Here is a 19,002-nt window from a genome sequence, read left to right on the forward strand (position 1 = left end):
CGAAGCGACGAGCCCGATCGGCACGACATCGCTCCAGCGGACGGCGCTCGACGCGTGGCGCATGCCGCGCACGAGCGGCAAGCGCGGAAGCGAGGTATAGAGCAAGCCGAGGAGTTCGTCCCGGCCGTCGAGGCGGTAGAAGTAGAACGTGCCGTCGAGCTTGCCGAAGTAGAGTTTGCCCCGGCCGGGAGCGTGGAAGTAGAGGGTGCCGTCGATCGCCATCTTCACGTCGAGGACGAGCTCGCCGGCGGGTTTGCCGCGGCGGAGGATCTCGAACCGGAGCGTTTCATTGAGGAGAAAATCAGTCGCCGCTTCGAGGCGCGCGTCGGTGCCGGCCGGTTCGAGGCGGGTGCCGCGCGTCGGCCGGCCGCTCGAGTGAAACACGTTTCCTTCCATATAGCGGGCGAAGCAAAACGGCAGCGTCGCCGAACCGACCCCCGCGGCCGCTTGCACCTGCACGTGCAAATGGGGCTGCGGCGAATACCCGGAATTGCCGCACAGGCCGAGCGTTTGGCCGACCTCGACATGATCGCCGAGCTTCACCTTGATGGAGTGAGCGGCGAAGTGCGAGAGCTCGATATAGATGCCTCGCTCGTCGTAGAGGACGATGCAGTTGCCCCAGTTGTTCGTCTTGTCGACGCGGCCGATCGGGTTGTCGGGAAGATCGTCGACGACCTTCACGACCCGACCCCGGCAAGGAGCCAGCACCGGCTTGCGGTAGCAATGAAAATGTTCGAGCTGCGAGCCGTCGGAGTGGTGCGTCGCGCGGATATGCGTCGTGTCGTCGCTGAGCTCGGCGTCTTCGTCGGTGATGACGAAGTCGTAGGCGTAGCGCCATTCACCTTGATGGGTCCACTTGTCGTCGAAGGCTTGCCACACGGTCCACTTGCCGAAGAAGGGCAAGCGCAACGTCGGCCCGAGATCCGGAAAGCGGGTCTTGCGCACGAGATCGTTTTCGAGCGTCTCTTCGGGCGTGGCCCCGAGATACTTCGCGAAGCCCGGATATTGGCTGACCGCAAGCGTATAGAGGACGCCGAGCGTGACGACGTTGAACGGCAGCGTGTAGGCCGGAACCGCGAAATAGTACGCGAAGACCTGCGCGGCATCGACCAGTAACATCGCCACGGCCACGGCCGACGCCGCGACGGCGAAGCTGCTCAGCGAAGGAACGAGAAACACTCCGCCGACGGCCATCGCGATGAGAATGAAGTTGAAGCCGTAGACGTCGAGAAACGCTTGTTCGGCACTGCCGAGCAGCGCGGCCCGGAGCGCCGTGCCGAGGTAGTAGCCCGCCACGGCCAAGAAGAACAAGATCCGCGACCGGCACAAGAGCAGCAAGCTGAAGACGCTCCCCGCCGCGACGCTCGGCACGAAGAGAATCGCCCCGAGCGACTTCAAAAAACCGACGAGATACAGGGGGAGCCCATGATCGTCGGCCAAGAAGGGAGACGCCTCGCCGACGCGCAGCGCGAGGCTCGAATAGCGGAGCAGCGCCATGTGTGCGATCGCGCTCGACACGACGAACGGCAAGCTCAGGGCCGGAAGATTGAAGTGGAGGCGCAAGGCCCGCACCATGACGGTCGTGAGCATGAAGGCCATGACGCCGGCGACGACGATCACGACGGCCGTGAGCCACGACCAAGCCAAGGTCGCCCCGAGCGAGAGCCCGACCAAGAGCGGGTTGTAAGTGTAGTAGCCGGCTTGCAAGGTGCGCGGGTCCATGTGCGCGAGGCGCGCAAACGTATACGCGGCGGCGACCGCCAGCAGCCCCGCCGCGCCGACGCGCCAATTCAACAACGTGCCGACGACCAAGACGAGTCCAACCGCCGACTTGCTGAGAAAGAAGACCTCGGCGTAGCTCACCAGCACGCCGTCGAGAAACGCGCGAAGTCGGGACGGGAGCGAGGTCGCGAACGAAGCGAGGGGCATGAGCGCGTTCGGAAGACTACGAAGAGAAAGACGTGTGCCGGAACCGGAAGCGGACGACGTGAAGCTGCTAGAGAAAGAAACGGACGCCGGAACGATCGTCTACAAACCGCTCAGTACCGGCTGAGTGGCGGGTAGCGATTGTGCGGGGACCGAACCGCCGGCCGGCCGCGAAAACCCCACCTCCAGCGGCTTCGCGGCAGGCGGCCGGAGGTGGTTTTTTGCGGGGTGCGGCGCTTTCCTGCAATCCTGCCCCCCAATGGAGAGCCGGGGTTAATCGAAACCTAAATTTGGAAGTCAAACCGGAGCGGATTTTATTTAATCCGCGACGCGCCTCCTGCCGGTGGTTCCCGACCGTTCCTTCCTCGAACCCGTTGCTCCGCATCGCGATCGACTATGAACACCGTTCAAGTGCAAGCCGACGACTTGTTGCAGCGCGCCGAAGACCGAGTTTATTTGTGGGGCGATCGGATGTTCGCCGGCCTGCTGACGTTTCAGTGGCTGATCGGCGTGGTGCTCGCTTTCTTTTGGACGTCGAAAGCTTGGAGCGGCGCGGCTAGCGAAGTCCATCCACACTTTCAGGCGGCCGTCTGCCTCGGCGGCACGATTCTCGCCGTGCCGCTGTGGTTCGTGATGACGCGCCCGTGCCGACTGCAAACGCGGCTCATCATCGCCGTGGCGCAGATGCTCAGCTCGGTGCTCTTGATCGATCTCAGCAACGGCCGCGCGGAGACGCACTTCCATGTGTTCGTGTCGCTCGCGTTTCTCAGCTTCTATCGCGATTGGCGCGTGCTGATCACCGCCACGCTCGTCGTCGTCGGCGATCATTTCATTCGAGGCATCTTCTGGCCGGAGTCGATCTACGGCGTGGCGTCGGGTGCCGAATGGCGCTGGATCGAGCATGCCGGCTGGATCGTGTTTCTCGATGTGTTTCTGCTCTACGCTTGCTACCAGAGCCGCAAGGAAATGCGCGCCATCGCCGAGCGCCAAACGGAGCTCGAAAACATGAACGACACGGTCGAGCGGAAGGTCCATGAACGGACCGTCGAACTCGAGAAGAGCGAGCAAAGATTCAAATCCCTGGCGGCTTGCGCTCCGTGCGGCATCTTTCAGACCGACGCCGACGGGGCCTGCACCTACGTCAACGATCGGTACTGCGAGATCACGGGCCTCGACGCGCGCCGCGCGCTCGGCGACGATTGGGCCGACGCGATCCATCCCGAAGATCGGCCGCTGATCTTCGAAGTGTGGCAAAAGACCGTCGCCGGCGGCTATCGCTTCGAGCAAGAGTATCGGTTTCTGAAGACCGCGCAAGAAATACGCTGGGTCTGGACGAGTGCCGTGCCTTTGCACGACGTCTCGGGCAACATCATCGGCTATGTCGGCAACGTGATGGATATCACCGAGCGGAAGTTGCGCGAAGATGTCGACCACGAAACTCGGCAGCGCGTGCGGAGTGCGTTCGACGACGCCTCGATCGGCATGGCGCTCGTCGGCCTCGACGGTCGCTGGCTGCAAGTGAATCACGCGTTGAGCGAAATCTTGGGCTATTCGTCCGAAGAGTTTCTGTCGTCGAGCTTCCAAAACGTCACGCATCCCGACGATCTCGAACCGGATCTCGTTCAAGTGCGGCGCGTGCTCGACGGCACGATCCAAAGCTACCAGATGGAGAAACGTTATCGTCATAAGGCCGGGCACTACGTCTGGGCGCTGCTCAGCGTGCGGCTCGTGCGCGATCGGGACGAGAAGGCGCTGTACTTCGTATCGCAGATTCAAGACATCTCGCAACGGCGCAACGATGCCTTAGCGTTGGTCGAATCGGAACGCTTCGTCCGCTCGACGCTCGACGCGCTACGCACGCATGTCGCGATCCTCGACGAACGAGGGATCATCCTCGCCACGAACGAAGCGTGGAATAAATTCGCCGGCACCACGGCCGGCCGAGCGCATGTCGGGCCCGGCGCGAATTACTTGGCCGTGTGCGACGAATGTGCGGGCATTCGGACCGAAAGCTCCGCGGCCGTTGCGGTCGGCATTCGCGAAGTCGTGCGGGGCGAGCGGAGCGAGTTCAGTTTGGAATATCCCCTGCCGGCCGACGACGAACACCGCTGGTTCTTGGTGCGCGTCACGCGCTTCGCCGGCGACGGACCGATTCGAGTCGTCGTCTCGCACGAAGACATCACGCCGACGAAACGCGCCGAGATGGACTCCAAACAGGCTCAAGAAGCGGCCGAGATCGCCAACCGCACGAAGAGCGAATTCCTCGCCAACATGAGCCACGAAATCCGGACGCCGATGAACGGCATCCTCGGGCTCACCGAATTGCTGCTCGATTCCGAGCTCTCGCGCGAACATCGCGAATCGTTGGAGATGGTGAAGACTTCGGCCGACTCGCTGCTCGAGATCATCAACGACATTCTCGACTTCTCGAAGATCGAAGCCGGCAAGCTCAGCCTCGACCCGGTCGATTTCGAATTGCACGAAGTGTTGTCGGACACGCTCAAGCCGTTCGCCGTGCGAGCCCATCATAAGGGGCTGGAGCTCAACGGCGACATCGGCGGCGAGGTGCCCAACTATGTGTTCGGCGCGCCCGACCGGCTGCGGCAAGTGATCGTGAACCTCGTCGGCAACGCGATTAAGTTTACGGAGCGGGGCGAAGTGACGCTGCGGACGGAGTTGCTCGCCGACGCCGGGGAAGGCTACCTGCTCCGGTTCGCGGTCTGCGACACGGGCATCGGCATTCCGCTCGACAAACAGAAATCGATCTTCGAGCCGTTCGCGCAGGCCGACGGTTCGACGACCCGCCGCTTCGGCGGCACCGGCCTCGGGCTCACGATCTCGTCGCGGATCGTCGAGCTTCTGGGCGGCAGACTCAAAGTCGAAAGCAAGCCGGCGGTCGGCAGCACGTTCTATTTCGATGTTCGCTTCGGCGAACCCTCGATCGGTTCGCGGCCGAAGGTCGCTTGCTCGCCGGCGCTGTTGCAAGGGCTCGACGTGTTGGTGGTCGACGACAACGGGACCAATCGACGCGTCTTAACCGAAATTCTGCGACGTTGGCACGCGAAGCCGGCCGCCGTCGAGAGCGGGCCCGCCGCACTCGCGGAACTCCACCGGGCCGCAGCCGCCGGGCGCGCTTATCCGCTCGTGCTCGTCGACGCGATGATGCCCGACATGGATGGGTTCATGCTCGTCGAGCAGATGCGCTTACAACTCGGCTCGGAAATGCCGGCGATCATGATGCTCACCTCGGCCGATCGCCAAGGAGACGCCGGAGGGTGCCGAGAGTTGGGAATGTCGTCGTATCTGATCAAGCCGGTGAAAGCGAGCGAGCTGCAAGCGGCGATCGCCGGGGTGCTGGGAAACCGCACACCGACGGCTGCGGCATTAACGCGACACTCGGCCGAACGAACGCCGACGAGTCCTCCCGCCGGGCCGCGCGCGCTGAAGCTCTTGCTCGCGGAAGACAACCTGATCAATCAGCGGGTCGCGGTGCGCGTGTTGGAGAAAGCGGGACACTCGGTCGCCGTCGCCACGAACGGGCTCGAAGCGCTGCGGGCCATTCGCAACGCGCGGTTCGATGTCGTGCTGATGGATATTCAAATGCCGGAGATGGACGGCTGGGAAACGACCCGCGCGATCCGCGCCGCCGAGGCAGGCTCGCTCGAGCATCTGCCGATCGTTGCGATGACGGCGCATGCGATGAAGGGAGACCGCGAGCGTTGTCTCGAAGCCGGCATGGACGACTACGTGTCGAAGCCGATCGACACGGCCGAGCTGCTGCGCGTGATTCAAGCCGTGGCACCAGTACAGAAGACAGTGCCGAAGACTGTGGCGAGCGAGGAGCAGCAAGCTAAGAAACATAGCGCCGAGCGGGCCGCGGCGCTCGAACGTCTCGGCGGCGACGAAGCGCTGCTGACGGAGATACTCGGCATGATGCGCGAAGGAATTCCCCGGCGCTTGGCCGAGATACGCGAGGCTCTGGCCGACGACGACGCCTCGACATTGTATCGAGCGGCCCATTCGTTGAAGGGGTCGCTCGGTTATGTCGACGTCGCACCGGCGACGGCGGCCGTGCTGCAGATGGAAACCATTGCGGCGCAGCAAGATCTTGCCGGCGCCAAACGGTTCTATCCGGAATTGGAGCGTCGGCTGGAGGAACTCGCCGTGGCCGTCGACGAGCTTGCCGCGGCGACCTAGAAATCCCGAAAACATCGACTGGGAAAGATGTGTAAATTTCGGGAAAGGGGCAAATAAACGGTTGCGGGCGTATACTCCATCGACGAATATACGGTCGTTGATCGTTTACTTCCGAACCGTCACGGGAAGGTCGCCGTGGGTACTACCCTCATGCACTTCTGCGTCGAGCTCGGAGCGATGGGGGTCGTTGCCTTCTCGCTCTGGATCGCGTTCAAAGACAACCGCAGCAGCAGCTAGCCCATAGCCGCGCGGTTCCCAGCGGTCGCACATCTCGACGTTGCCTGGTCTCTGCCCTGCCGATTTGCGCACTTCTCGGCGTTTTACGCTTATTCTAGGCGCGACTCTTCGGCCCGCTCCGGCTCTCGCCGGCGCAAAAAAGTTGACCGGTCGAGCAGCCCGTATATCATCCCTTGCAGTGGACGAAACGGGTTTTGAATTCAAGGAAAGGGGGTGATCACTTGAGTAAGATTGCTTACTTGTCGTCGCCGTGTTCGATGTTCCGCGTCTCGAATTCCCCGGCTCACCCCGGTGATCCCCGGCAGGTTCGATAGAGCTTCGACGGCCGGCCTGGGCTCGGACGTGAGCTCTTCGGCCGCTGGAGCCCGACGCACGCTCGGACGATTTGCGTTTCTAACGACGCGCGAATCGGACACGGCCGGCGGCGGAAATGTTTCAGCAATCGGTATCTAAAAAAAGGCCCCTCGGTTCGTTACCGAGGGGCCTTTTCTTTTTGATGCACAGCGACCGACTATTTAGCCAGCTTACTTCTTCGCTGGTTTATTTCTTCACGGTCACAGGCTGAGCGGCCGGCTTCTTCGCGTCGACCTTCGCGCGGAGATCGACCTTCTCGCCGTCGACGAGGCCCGCGACCTTTTCCGAAAGCTTCGTGGCGAGCAGGCCCGACGGATCGCAACCGGTGGCGATGTTCGTGATCTTGCCCCCCTTGGCGATCAAGAAGTTCGTCGGCATCGTCTTCGTTTGGAAGACGTTCCAACTGTCTCCCTTGCTATCGACCGCGTACAGCATGTCGAGCTTCTTTTCCTTCACATAGGTTTGCACCTTCGTGTCGGGCTCTTTGAAGATTGCGAGGCTGATGAGCCCTTGATCTTTGTAGGAGGCGTGGAGCTCTTGGAAGTAGGCGAGCTCTTTGTCGCAGCCGGAGCAGCCGCAAGTGAGGCGGACGAGCACAGGCCCCTTGGCGGTGAGGGCGGCGAGATCGATTTCGCGACCTTCCGAATCCTTGATCTTAAACTCAGGGGCTTGCGACCCGACGGCGACCTTCGCGGCGGTCGACGCGGCGGCAGGCTTGGCTTCGGCCGGCTTCGTCGGCTCGGCAGCCGGCGCTGAAAAAGCGATCATGCTCAAGCAGACGGCAGCGAGACACCGACCGGCAACGGAAAACGAGAGGGAGGTCATACGACTTGCTCCAAGGGTAGGAAGGAGCGCGCAAAGAGCGGTGGGAATACGGGCGGCGCGCGTGGAGCTAATATAACACCCTACGGGGAGGCTTAGAAACACTGTTTTGGAAAACAGTTTTCGGAATACGGCTTTCGGAAACAGCCGGCTGCCGCGAACGTCGCTCCGGCCGTGGGTAGGGCGAAAGGCTACTGCTTCGCGAGGACTTTCTGCGTTTGCTGCTTGAGCGTCCCTACGATCCGATCGGCGATCACGGCCAGCAGATCCGGCAAATCCACCTGAATATGCACGGCATCGGCCGTTACATCGAGCCGGCCGGATATCTTTTGGCCGAGCCCGCCCCCTTCGAAGTGCAAGCGATCCTCTTCCCACCGCTCTTGAAACGAAAGCATGCCGAGCATGCCCCCCGTCAGTTGTTTCGAGATGCCGGCAAAGCCGAGGGCGATCTGCTGCCGCGCTTGCTCTTTGCCCAACGAATGAGGAACGTTCACCGTGATCGGTCTGGTCATCGCAAGCTACTCGCACACAGTTGATAGAACTACCACTTCCTTACGCCCTTTCATTATAGCGCTCCGGCGAAAACTTATTTGCCCGAGCTTCGCCAGGCCGGGCCGAAAGAGACCGGCGATCTGTCGCATCATCGACCGCTCCGGCAGCGCATCGTTCGACGCACAACGCGTTCATGCGATTCGCAACATAAGGTGCCGGCATTCGTAACCTCCTTACGACCAACGAGTGTCGAAAATCGTCCGCGCAGGGAACGTCGCCGTCGACCCGACTTCATCGCCGCAGGGCACATAGTTTGCCGCGTTGTTCTAGCTGCGATTCGTTTTTGAGCGAAATGAAAGGTGACCGCTCGCAACCCATTCATATCGCCGAATCGATGCCCCGCACCGCCGGCATCGACTCGACGGAAAACTCTCGACGCAAGGAGATCGTCCGATGCGACTCAACTCTTTTCAACGCCTGCGATCGGTTCGACACGGCTCGGCCCGACTTGCGGCCGTGGCATTCTTCGCGGCCCAGTTCATCGCGGGCGCGCCCAGCTACGGCCAACTCGGGGTGACCGAGCCGGGGATCGAACCGACCGTTATTCCCTCCGCACCTCGAAACAGAGATAGCGCGAGCTCCACCGTCGATCAAACGATTCACGGAGCGACGGGCTACGCTCCGCCGGCGTCGTTCGACGTGAGCCGGGCCGGCGCGCTCGGCGTCGATCTGAGTCGCACCGAAAACCAACTCGCGGTGACGAACGTCTATCCCGGCGGCGCAGCCGAGCGAGCCGGCCTTAGAAGCGGCGATCGGATCACGTCGGTCGACGGCCGCGCGGTCCATTCCCGCGCGGAGTTGCTCGACCGGTTGCAAGCCATCGGCAGGCAACATGCCTCCACGACGACGAATACGGCGACGAACACTCCGACGATCATCAGTGTCGTGCGCAACGGGCAAACTCTGCAGTTCCAAGCGAACCTCGCAGGAGCCGCGCAGCGTACGACGACCACCGCACCCCACGGCACCTTCATGGCCGACGTCTCTCAGAGCGTGCGGGCCGACGTCGAAGGCCTCGCCGCCGATCTCCGCACGGCGATCGATAACACGCAAGGGAACGTACGCGAGACGTTGATCTCGGTGAAAGATCGTGTGACCGATATCAGCGGCGACCTCGTCGATCGGGCCCGAGAAACCGCGCAGCAAGCGCGCGATCGGGTCGATACCGTGCGCGCGGAGCTCAGCGACATTCGCAACGAGCTGACCCCGCTCATCGACGGCGCCACCGGCATCGAGAAGCAGCAGATCCTCGCGGTGCGCAATCGGGTCGACGCGCTCCATGCGAATCTACAATCGGCCGCCGACAGCGTCCGCGCGCGTCTGGCCGGCGTCGAAGAGCGCGCTCGGAGCGCGGTCGGCAACCTTCAAGAACGCGTCGCCGGCGTGCAAGAGCGGGCGCAAGAGGTCGTCGGCACCGTCGAAACTCGCCTCGGCCGAATAGCGAACGCCGCAGCCGCGCAGGCCGAGGCCGTCGGCGTCGAAGTGCAAAAGCGGACGCAAGCCGATCTCGAACGCTTGAACGCCGACACGGCTGCCACGCGAAATCATTCGCTCGGTAACGTGCGCGAGCAAGGGGGCGCGCTCGGCGTGACCGTGCGCCAAGGGAGCACCGTGCTGACGATTACCTCCGTCGCGGCCGGAAGTGCGGCGGCGGAAGCAGGCTTGCGAGCCGGCGACCAAATCTTGTCGATTAATCGGCGGCGAATCATCAGCCATGCGCAGTTGATTCACGAATTGAAAGCCGCGGCCGAAGGAGACGGCCACGCGCTCCTCTTGATTCGCCGCGACGGGCGAACGGAAGAAGTGCAGACGAACCTCGGGCATGCCGCGCCGGCTCGCTGATCGACTTATGGTAGCCGATTACTTAGGCCCATGAACGAAACAAGCACGGCCGGCAACAAGTGCCGGCCGTGCTTTTCGTTTCGCTACGAGATGAACAGAGCCTTAGGTGGCGTCCTTGCTCATGCTCGTGTTCAGGTCGTCGAGGATGTCGCCATCGGCACCGACCACGGCCTTGAAAGCGACTTTGGCGGTCGAGCTTGAGGTGGTGCTGCCGCCGCTGGTGGTGTTCTTCGTCGTCGTGGCGAGTTCGAAAACCACAAGGTTGCGATTGTAAACCAGCGTGGCATCGACGTGCGGATAGTTAGGAACTTCCACCATCGTCTTGCCGATCAAAGCATTGTGCGGACCGAAACCGAAGACGATCAGCTTCGTCGAGGTGACGGTCTCAACACTACCATCGGTGGAAGTGCTCGTGCTACCGGTAAGGGCGCCGGAAGTCCCGGTACTGAGCAAGTTGTCGCGATAGATATGGTCGATAATTTTCTTGCCGCCGCTGGACGAAGGATTGATGATCGCCACCGTCGGGGTCGAGCCTGCGACCGAGGTCTTCACGTTAAACATGTCGCCTGGGCGGGCCGAGCTACTCGATTGCAAGTTATAAAGCGTGTAGATGCCTGCGGACTGCAAGGCGGTGACTTCGCCCTCATTCAACGTCGTGGTCGAAAGCTTGTTGTTGCTGCCCGAGCCGCTCAATTGGATGTGCAGACCCTTGGTCGACGTGCTCGGATCGGCGGCGGCCCACAAGCCGGTACCGGCGGCATTCATCAACGAATCGTAGCCGTCAGGAAAGCGGTACTTCGTCGTCTTGTACATTTGGATGTAGCGGGCCGTGTCGTCGACCGAGGCTGCAGCGACGGCGTGGTTGGCGTTGCTTTGCAGGCCGTCGAGCTTCGGCAGCACGATCATGGCGAGCACGGCGAGGATCGCCACGACGACGATCAATTCGATGAGCGTAAGACCGAGACGTTGCTTCTTCATGCGGTGTTCCTTGAGCGGAATGGGAGGATGTTCGTTTCGGAATCGGCTCGGGAAATCGACGTATTCCGCTGCGCGGCTCAAACTATGCCGCGAGTAGGACCCTCACAGTAATGAGAATGATTCTCAGGTACAAGTAACTATTTTCTGAATTCGTGTTTTTTGAATGAGGCGGAGCAAGGCCGAGCCCGGGCCGTTTTCGCAGGGGATGCGATAATTTAAAGCCAGCGTAAGTCGATGTGCGGCTAAGGCTTCTTTACCGGCGCGGGCAACGGCTTGATGCTCGGATATCGATCGAACCGATCTCCTTCGCCCAGCATCCGCGGGTCCCCCTGAGCGCGCAATTCAGCGAACAGCTTGTCGCGCAGGGCCGTCGCTTGCTCGCGATGCTTTGGCTCGCCGACCAAGTTCTTCAAGCAGTCGGGATCAGACGTGAGATCGAAGAGTTCTTCGGCCGGCCTCAGGCCGAAACAGAGTTGCCAATGCGGGTCTTGAACTCCTTGATCGACGATCCACTTCTTCGTCGGGCTCGCATCGGTGTCGATGAGCCCTAGCGCCGGATCGCCGCACGGCCAGCGCTCGGGTGCGAAGTTGTGTAGATACAACTGCCGGCCTTCTCGAATTCCGCGCACCGGATAGCCGAGCCCATGCTCGGTGCCGAGTCGCGCCAGAACGTCGTTGCGCTCGCGCCCGAGCACGACGAAGCTCCGCTCGCGCTTCGCTTCGCCGGCGAGCAAGTCGGTAAAGCTCGCACCGGTGATCTTCGCCATCTGCGTCGTCTTTGCCTCGATCGGAAGGAGTTCGAGAAACGTCGGCGCGAGATCGATCAAGCTGATGAACTCCGTGGTTCGTCGTCCCGGCTGTGCGATGCCGCGCGGCCAGCAGGCGATGAGCGGCACGCGATTCGAGAGATCGTAGTTGTGTCCTTTGACGCGGGGAAACGGCATGCCGTGGTCCGACGTAACGACGACGAGCGTGTTCTCCGCTTCGCCCGACTCTTCCAACACTTTCAACAGCGCACCGACTTCCGCATCGTAGGCTTCGATCTCGACGGCATAGTCGAGCATGTCGCGCCGCACGGTCTCGTTGTCGGGCCAAAAGCCCGGCACCTGCTCGATATCCGTCGGCTTCTTTCCCGCCGCGAGGCCGGAATCGCGCAGATAAGATCGATGCGGATTGGAGCTGCCGAACCAATAGAAGAACGGCTTCCCCTCCGGACGTGCTGCGAGAAACTTGCGAAAGCCGATGCCGGGATCGGCACCCGTCTTCGTCGACGCTGCGCCGGCCAAGCCCCATGTGCGCTCCGCGCCGGCGGCCGTCTGCGCGATGCCGGGCCCCCAAAACTTTCCTTGTGCGCCGACACCGAATCCCGCCTCGGCAAACACTTCGGTAAACGCTGGGTAGTTCGGCGGGAAGAAGCTTTGATGGTTGGCCGCCGCTTCGAGCTGCCACGGATTGCGGCCGGTGAGGATCGCCGCGCGCGACGGCGAACACTTGGCCGTCGGCGTGTAGACGTTGTCGAACGTGAGGCCGCGCTGCGCGAGCCGATCGATGTTGGGAGTCTTGGCCCACGTGCAACCGTAGGCCCCGAAATGCGCCGAGGCGTCGTCGGCGATGCAGAACAAGATGTTCGGCGCAGGCTTGCTCGCCGGCGATCGAGGCGCTTGCTCGGCACCCGTCGCCGCGGCCAGCGAGAGGCACCAGAAGCCGAACGCAGTGAGCAACGTTTTCATCAGCGCGCGATCCTCTAGGTTCGATCGAAGAGTGTGCCGTTTCATGCTTGCCGTACGGAGAGCCGCGCAATATCGACTCCCCGGCTTAGCAGGTCAAACATTCGTCGGCGGCGGTCGCAACTCCATAAACACCACCCATTAAGGGAGCATCGCGAACAGGTTCTAGCGAAGATAGGCAGTCTGGTTGCCTGAATGCCGGTTTTTCCTTGCGAAACATCGCATTTCACTGGAACCGAATGAAAAGACGATCTAACATAAATCTGGCTCAGTTCTCACGCTGATCTAACACAAGTCTAACATTTGGTCGCTTTCGCAAAGGGGCTTCCCATGCGTCGCAGTATCGCCTTGTCGGCCATCACGTTGATCGCAGTCGCTGCCGTATCCCTCACCGCTTCGGCCGCCGAATGGCGCCGTCCGCTCGGTTATGCGAAAGCTCGTCCCGCTCCAGCCGCACCGGTCGCCGTGAAACAACCCGCTGCGATTCACGTCGCTCGCGTGCCCGGCACGACGGTCTCTCCGGTCGCTTATACGAACGTCGCCGACTCGGACGCGCAACCGAGCCTCACCGAAATTCGTTCCCGCATGGCGCAACTCGCCAAACAACTCGAGCAACTCGAAGCCGCCGAAGCCGAAGATCATCGCGAGATCGTCGAACTCAAGAAGTCGGCTAAGGTTCAACCTGCCACACGGCCGGTCGTTCGTCCGCGGGCCGTCGAGACGATCATCACCAATGATCTCTACCCGAACGAATATCCCTACGGCGGCTAAGACGCCCGCGCAAGCCACGACGCGACGAACACGATAAGCAAAAAAAGCCCGAGCTTCTTCTTTCTGAAGTCGCTCGGGCTTTTTCATGCGCGCATAATGACCTCCTGCTCCGCAACACGCGAAGAAGAGAGGACGACTCCGATGGAAATACGCGACCTTCGGGACGATGAGATCGAAGCCGCACGGCAATTGCTCTGCGCTCATGGTTGGGAACATCGAGTAGGGACCTCGGAAGAGTTCGCGCGCTTGATCGCCCGTTCGCAGCGTTCGGCGGTCGCGATCGTCGACGCGCAGCTCGTCGGCTTCGCACGGGCCATTACCGACGGCATCTCCAACGGCTATCTCTCGATGGTCGTCGTCGCCCCCGAATATCGGCGACGAGGAATCGGCCGAGCGCTCCTGGCGCACATCATGGGAGACGATCCGAAGATCACCTGGGTCCTACGCGCGGGCCGAGAAGGAGAAGCCGGATTCTTCACCAAGCTCGGCTTCGACACGTCGACCGTGGCGATGGAACGGCTTCGTCGTTGAAGCCGTTTCTTATGCTGTACCACATCAGTGAAGATGCTCACATCGCTCGCTTCGAGCCGCGCCGTGAGTCGGGCCGTGAGTTGAACACGGATCGCGCGGTCGTATGGGCCGTCGATGGCGAGCGGCGGCGAAATTATTTGTTGCCGCGCGATTGTCCGCGAGTGACTTTCTATCCGCATGCCGACACGCAACCGGCCGACATCGAGCGCTTTCTCGGTGCGAGCCAAGCGGTCGTGGCGATCGAAGCGACTTGGCTGGAGCGCGTACGCCGCACTCGTCTGTATTGCTATCATCTCCCGGCGGCGACGTTCGCGTGCGTCGATCCGTGCGCCGGTTACTTTCAGAGCACGGAAGCCGTCGTGCCGGAGTTCATCGAATCGATCGACGACCCGCTCGCCGCCTTGCAATCGCGAGGCGTCGAGATTCGGATCTTGCCGTCGCTCTGGACATTGCATGATGCCGTTCTGAAATCGACGCTGCGTTATTCCATGATCCGCCTGCGCAACGCGACGCCCCGTGACAACTCGTTACCGTTTCCATGACGATGCACGACGCGACACCACACGATTCGACGCCGCGCACGTTCGGAACTCGTCCGCCGGGCGTGGAATGCCATGCGCGCGCCGCGGCGTATGTCGTCGTCGCGAATTCCTTGGGCGAAGTGGCGACCGTCGCCGTATCGGTAAAACGGCAAGAGCGGCTTTGGCTTCCGGGAGGTGGAATGCAGGCTGGCGAAACGCCCGAGCAAACGATCGTTCGCGAACTACGAGAAGAGTTGCGGCGCGAAGTTCGCTTGCGGCAGGAGTTGCCGGCGGCGATTCAGTTCTTCTACGCCGGCGATGAAGACCGCTGGTACGAAATGACGGCCCGCTTTTTCCTCGCCGATTTTCTCGGCGAACTTCCCGGCGAGGCCGACGGGCCAGGCGAACACGCTCTGCAGTGGGTCGACCCGCGCATGCGTAGCGCCGATTTCTTTCATGCGTGCCACGCTTGGGCCGCGCTGCAAGGCTTGCCCGCACCGAAAACTCGCTAAAGGCTCGGCTACTTCAATCGCCCGAGCAGGAACATCACGATGAGCGAGAAGAAGAGGAAGAGCGTGGCGAGCATGCCGACGTTCGCCATCGTCGCTTGGCGGCGATTGCCCAACACCGCTTCGCGGCTCCATTCGACGAGCTCCTGTTCTTCCTTGAGCTTGTCGATCACCCCTTTCGCAAACGCTTGACGATCGGGCGTGTCGCCCGTCGCAGCGAGATAGCAACCGCTGAACAGCAGAGAGTCGCGACGAGCCGAAGGGGTGGTTTCGCAGCCGAATCCGCCGGCCAGCAACTCCGAGAGTCGGGTCTTCCAACCGCAACGCACCTTCGAGAGCAACTCATACAGCCGCATATTGCCCGGCCGGGTGAGCGCGTTCTCTTCGCGGAACAAGGCATACGCCCAATCTTCAAACGCGCCGCAGACATGCAAGCTCAGCGCGGCGAGTTCTTCCTTCGTCGGAAACGCCCGGACGTCGAACTTGCGGCCGAACCGCTGCGACGCGGCCCGTTCCTTGCCGACGCGGCGTACCAACTCGCGGAAGCCGCGCTCGCGCTCGAGGCCGACGATGAGCGCCGTGACCGGAGCGCGGAGCTGCGTCGAGAACTGCAGGGTCGCGAGGTCGGCCCGTAGGGCTTGCTGCTGCTCGTCCATTTCGGCCGCCGTCGAATGGATCGACTCGAACGGAATGAGCGCGAGCACGCCGTTCATCGGGCAGACCGGAGTTCGGGCTTTGCGCAACAGGTTGCCGACGTAGCGCAGCTGCTGCAAGCAAGCGGCCGAGTATTGCGGCGCGACCAACACCGGCTCGATGCCGACCGGCGTTTCGAGCTCGCTCCGTTCGTACGACGTCGTATACATCACGACGTCTTGCGGCGGACTCGGCGCAGCCGGAGCGGCGCCGCCGAACGTAATGTCGCTCGCGCTCGGGCCGGCCGGCGATTCGAGGTTCGGCAACGCGGGCTGGCCGGTCAGTTGGCGAAGCATCGAGGCATCGAGCATCATCGTGCCGCCGATCGGATTCGAGTCCGAGATCGCCTTCGGTGCCGGGAGCGGCGCCGGAAGCGTCGGCAGCGGTTGCACGGAAGGAGAGACATACGCAGCGGCCGGCGCGGCGGTCGTGCGCACGATATCGGGGATCACCGACGGCACCATCGAGATGTCGCCGGTCGAGATCCCCTTCGAGAGCGCTTCGGCCGTGAGCTCTTCGCGCAGCGCGGCCAGCGCGCTCGTCCAACTCGCATCGCTGCAGAAGAGATAAATCCCTTCGGAGTTCGCGTACCAATGTAGCGGTGCCGGGCCTTCCGGAACCCCTTCCACGCGCAGCGGCAACCCGGCCGCCGCGAGCAGGGCCTTCTCTTGTTGCTCGCCGCTCGAACCGACGACGACGTACAACGGCGCCGAAGTCAGCGTGATGCCGTTGGCCGTGAGGGCCTGCAGGCCGGCTTGCCAGGCGTAGTCGACATCGGGGAACCGTGCCTTCTCCCCTTCCATCCACCACTCGACGGTCTTCTTCACGACGAGCGGGATCACGACGACCAGCAGCAACACGAGCGCGACGCGCAGCGGGCTCATCGAGTGTCGCCACGGCACGTTGTTCGGATCGAGTAGGAACGCGGTCCAAACCGTGACGACGGTCGTGACGAGAAAGACGAGACTTAAGCAACCCGCGCAGCCCGGCGTGGTGACGGGCGTCAGCGCAAGCAGACAGCCGGACGCGCGAGGAATTTTTTCCTTCGGCGCGCCGCCGCCGGCATCTTCCGGCGCGTCTTCGGTTGCGTCTCCGTCACTCATCCCTGCTCTTGCCTTTCTGCCCTAACGACTCTTCGATTCCGACTTCCTTCGACCGCGATGGAAGCGCTCTCAGCGCGAAAAGAAGAGCGTGAAGTAAATCACGTTCCAGGCCCCGAGCATTCCGGCAAACAACCACGGCCACACGACCGAGGCCTTCGGCTTCACCGGCGGCGCGCCGTTGATGTCGCGTTGCGCCGCGGCCAGCGTCGGGCGGCCTTGGCCGAGCCGGATCGCGAGCGCGGTTTGCTTCGCCCAGGTCGCTAAGTTTTGCGGCAGCGCATGCTGCTGCGTGAGCATCGCCGCGAGCGCCGGATCGCGGTACAGTCCGCGAAAGCCGAGCACGACGCAGACGTAGTACACCTCGAGCGCGTCGCGGCGCGCCAAGGTCGACGATTCCTTCGCGTTGATGAAGAACTGTTCGCTACAGAGCCGGGAGCGAAACAGATCCATCTCCAAGACGTTGTTGCTCCACCACTCGCGCGAGGCCCAATTCGTTTCGACGAGCATTTCGTCGATCCACGATACGAGGGCGTACTTCGACAGATCCCATTCGCGCCCCGAGCCGACGATCGCCTCTCCCTGATCCAACAGCGCGCGAATACGAATCCGCTCGTCGAGCGGGTTCGGCGATTGACCTTCGGCCAATCGGTCGAGCAGCCCGAGCATGTGCAGCAAAACGGGATCGACTGCGAGCGAATGTTTCGGCGTCATACCTGTAGGGGAACGGCGAAAAGCGCGAACTTCATCGTCACCTTCCGGCCGAATGCCGAGACGACGAGGGTTTGCTCTCCTTGCAGTTTATCGAGGTTGAGAATCAGCGAGTCCTTCAAACGCATCGCCAAGCTTTGCGTCTGCTGTACGTCGTGCCAAGCCGGAGTGTCTTGCCGCGGCACCTCGAAATAAATCCAATCTTGTCGGGCCGGCAGTGCGCGAACGCTCCGCTCGATCACCGTAAGCTGCACGCCCGACGCACGATGCTTGAACAACAGCTCGACCTGCCGGCTGCTGCCGAGTTTCCAGTCGAGCTGCTGGAGCAAGTCCAGACATTCGCGCTGCGACAGGTCTCCCTTGTTCACGCCGATATACCACTGCCAATCGGAGTTGAACCAGCGCGGCTCGAGCGACACCTGCATTCCCAGACCGACGCCGATGAAGCTCCGCTGCTCGTATTCATAGTCGCGCACGGCGTTGATCAGCATCTCGATGCGCAAGCGAATCTCGGTGAAGACGCGCTGGAGATCGTCGTGGTCGTAAGGAGGCACGCCGGTCGCGCGGCGGTCGGGCCCGAAGATCGAAAGCTGTCCGACGATGCGGCACAACTCCGTATACGCTTCGCGCGGATGCACCCCTTGCGCAAAGGCCGTCACGCCGAGCGTGGCGTAAGCCGTGTTCAACACCGAGAGCATGAGAATGCGATCGGCATCGCCCGGCTCGTGGCTTTCCAGCCCGATGCCCCGATTCGTGATCTGTTGGCTGAGCATTTCGATCTTCCGGCCGATCAAGTCGTACGTCGCGCGGACGAGATCTTTGCCGAGCCCGGTCCAGGCTTCGATGCGCAACAGCGGCGGAATATAAGCGTCGTCGAGCTGCGGGGCCGCTTCCCCTTCGCTTACGCGCTTGATCTGCGCGAGCGGCAGGAGCTCGTAGCCCGACAGGTCTTGCGTCGAGAGGAGCAGGCGCACGTTCAGCCGGCGAAACTGAATCTCTTCGTCGTTGCCTCCCCAACTTTCGTCGTGGATCGAGGTCGAGGAATCGATGAACCGCGCGTCGCCCGGATTGTCGGGCGAGCCGACGTTCGTGCGCCCCAACACCGTGCGCGGAATCGCTAGATAGACGCGCACGGTCGCCGACTTGTCGAATGCCTCGCTCAGATCGGCGACGGCCTTCCCCAAACCGGAGATCGCTTCTTTAATGTCGAGCCGGTCGGGAGTTTGGCCCGAGTCGAGATCGACGAGCGTGCCGTCGCGCATACGGGCCTGAAGCTTGCGCAGCTCGAACTGATTGTTCGCGAGCGCTTCCTTGCTGAAGGCGATCTCGTGGAGCCCGTAGCTATAGGGATTGCTCCACTGCCCGGAGACTTGAACTTGCTCGGCCCAGTAGCGATCGGCAGCTTGAAAATGGTGCGGTCGGAGGAAAACCCCTTCGTACCAATGGACCGGAAGATTTCGCATCACGACTCCGCTTTTCCGAGCAACCCGCGACGAACAGTCCGCTATCACAAACGGCGTCGGCTAAGTGG

At 62.2% G+C, this 19,002-nt stretch carries 14 protein-coding genes; 6 read left to right on the forward strand and 8 right to left on the reverse strand.

Going from position 1 to position 19,002, the window contains the following annotated elements; genetic code table 11:
* On the reverse strand, positions 1-1,929 hold a 1,929-nt coding region (locus K8U03_21610), incomplete at its 3' end, for an urea transporter (GenBank protein MCE9607493.1).
* 393 nt (positions 1,930-2,322) lie between these two features.
* Between K8U03_21610 and K8U03_21615 the strand changes: the two genes are divergently transcribed.
* A complete protein-coding gene (locus K8U03_21615; protein MCE9607494.1) occupies positions 2,323-6,123 on the forward strand; it encodes a PAS domain S-box protein in 3,801 nt (1,266 codons plus the stop codon).
* Positions 6,124-6,900: 777 nt separating this feature from the next.
* Here K8U03_21615 and K8U03_21620 read toward each other — a convergent pair.
* Positions 6,901-7,539: a redoxin domain-containing protein gene (locus K8U03_21620; protein ID MCE9607495.1), complete on the reverse strand. Its 639-nt coding sequence runs from the start codon at positions 7,537-7,539 to the stop codon at positions 6,901-6,903.
* Between the two features lie 188 nt (positions 7,540-7,727).
* Entirely contained in the window at positions 7,728-8,048 is a 321-nt protein-coding gene (locus K8U03_21625; protein ID MCE9607496.1) for a polyhydroxyalkanoic acid system family protein, read from the reverse strand.
* A 433-nt stretch (positions 8,049-8,481) separates the two neighbouring features.
* Between K8U03_21625 and K8U03_21630 the strand changes: the two genes are divergently transcribed.
* Positions 8,482-9,930: a PDZ domain-containing protein gene (locus tag K8U03_21630; GenBank protein ID MCE9607497.1), complete on the forward strand. Its 1,449-nt coding sequence runs from the start codon at positions 8,482-8,484 to the stop codon at positions 9,928-9,930.
* Between the two features lie 102 nt (positions 9,931-10,032).
* On the opposite strand, the gene K8U03_21635 is transcribed toward K8U03_21630, so the two are convergent.
* Complete coding sequence (locus tag K8U03_21635) at positions 10,033-10,908, reverse strand: prepilin-type N-terminal cleavage/methylation domain-containing protein (protein ID MCE9607498.1); 876 nt, start codon at positions 10,906-10,908, stop codon at positions 10,033-10,035.
* Positions 10,909-11,150: 242 nt separating this feature from the next.
* Positions 11,151-12,638, reverse strand: a complete 1,488-nt coding sequence (locus K8U03_21640; GenBank protein ID MCE9607499.1) for a sulfatase — start codon at positions 12,636-12,638, stop codon at positions 11,151-11,153.
* A 327-nt stretch (positions 12,639-12,965) separates the two neighbouring features.
* On the opposite strand from K8U03_21640, the gene K8U03_21645 reads away from it, so the two are divergent.
* The 4 genes from K8U03_21645 to K8U03_21660 all read left to right on the forward strand — a co-directional run bounded on the left by K8U03_21645 (position 12,966) and on the right by K8U03_21660 (position 14,970).
* Positions 12,966-13,406: a hypothetical protein gene (locus K8U03_21645; GenBank protein MCE9607500.1), complete on the forward strand. Its 441-nt coding sequence runs from the start codon at positions 12,966-12,968 to the stop codon at positions 13,404-13,406.
* Positions 13,407-13,547: 141 nt separating this feature from the next.
* Entirely contained in the window at positions 13,548-13,937 is a 390-nt protein-coding gene (locus K8U03_21650; GenBank protein ID MCE9607501.1) for a GNAT family N-acetyltransferase, read from the forward strand.
* An 11-nt stretch (positions 13,938-13,948) separates the two neighbouring features.
* The gene (locus tag K8U03_21655; GenBank protein ID MCE9607502.1) at positions 13,949-14,479 is read left to right on the forward strand and encodes a hypothetical protein; all 531 of its coding nucleotides are present in this window, start codon (positions 13,949-13,951) and stop codon (positions 14,477-14,479) included.
* Positions 14,476-14,970, forward strand: a complete 495-nt coding sequence (locus K8U03_21660; GenBank protein ID MCE9607503.1) for an NUDIX domain-containing protein — start codon at positions 14,476-14,478, stop codon at positions 14,968-14,970. The genes K8U03_21655 and K8U03_21660 overlap by 4 nt, the downstream gene beginning before the upstream one ends.
* 8 nt (positions 14,971-14,978) lie before the next feature.
* Here the strand turns inward: K8U03_21660 and K8U03_21665 are convergent, their stop codons facing one another.
* From K8U03_21665 to tssK, 3 genes are all read right to left on the reverse strand, one after another.
* A complete protein-coding gene (locus K8U03_21665; GenBank protein MCE9607504.1) occupies positions 14,979-16,763 on the reverse strand; it encodes a hypothetical protein in 1,785 nt (594 codons plus the stop codon).
* Positions 16,764-16,832: 69 nt separating this feature from the next.
* A complete protein-coding gene (locus K8U03_21670) occupies positions 16,833-17,474 on the reverse strand; it encodes a DotU family type IV/VI secretion system protein (protein MCE9607505.1) in 642 nt (213 codons plus the stop codon).
* A complete protein-coding gene (gene tssK, locus K8U03_21675; GenBank protein ID MCE9607506.1) occupies positions 17,471-18,934 on the reverse strand; it encodes a type VI secretion system baseplate subunit TssK in 1,464 nt (487 codons plus the stop codon). Before tssK ends, K8U03_21670 begins: the two co-directional genes overlap by 4 nt.
* Positions 18,935-19,002 lie beyond the last annotated feature (68 nt).

The organism is Planctomycetia bacterium (assembly GCA_021413845.1).
In the GTDB taxonomy this organism is placed as follows: domain Bacteria; phylum Planctomycetota; class Planctomycetia; order Pirellulales; family PNKZ01; genus PNKZ01.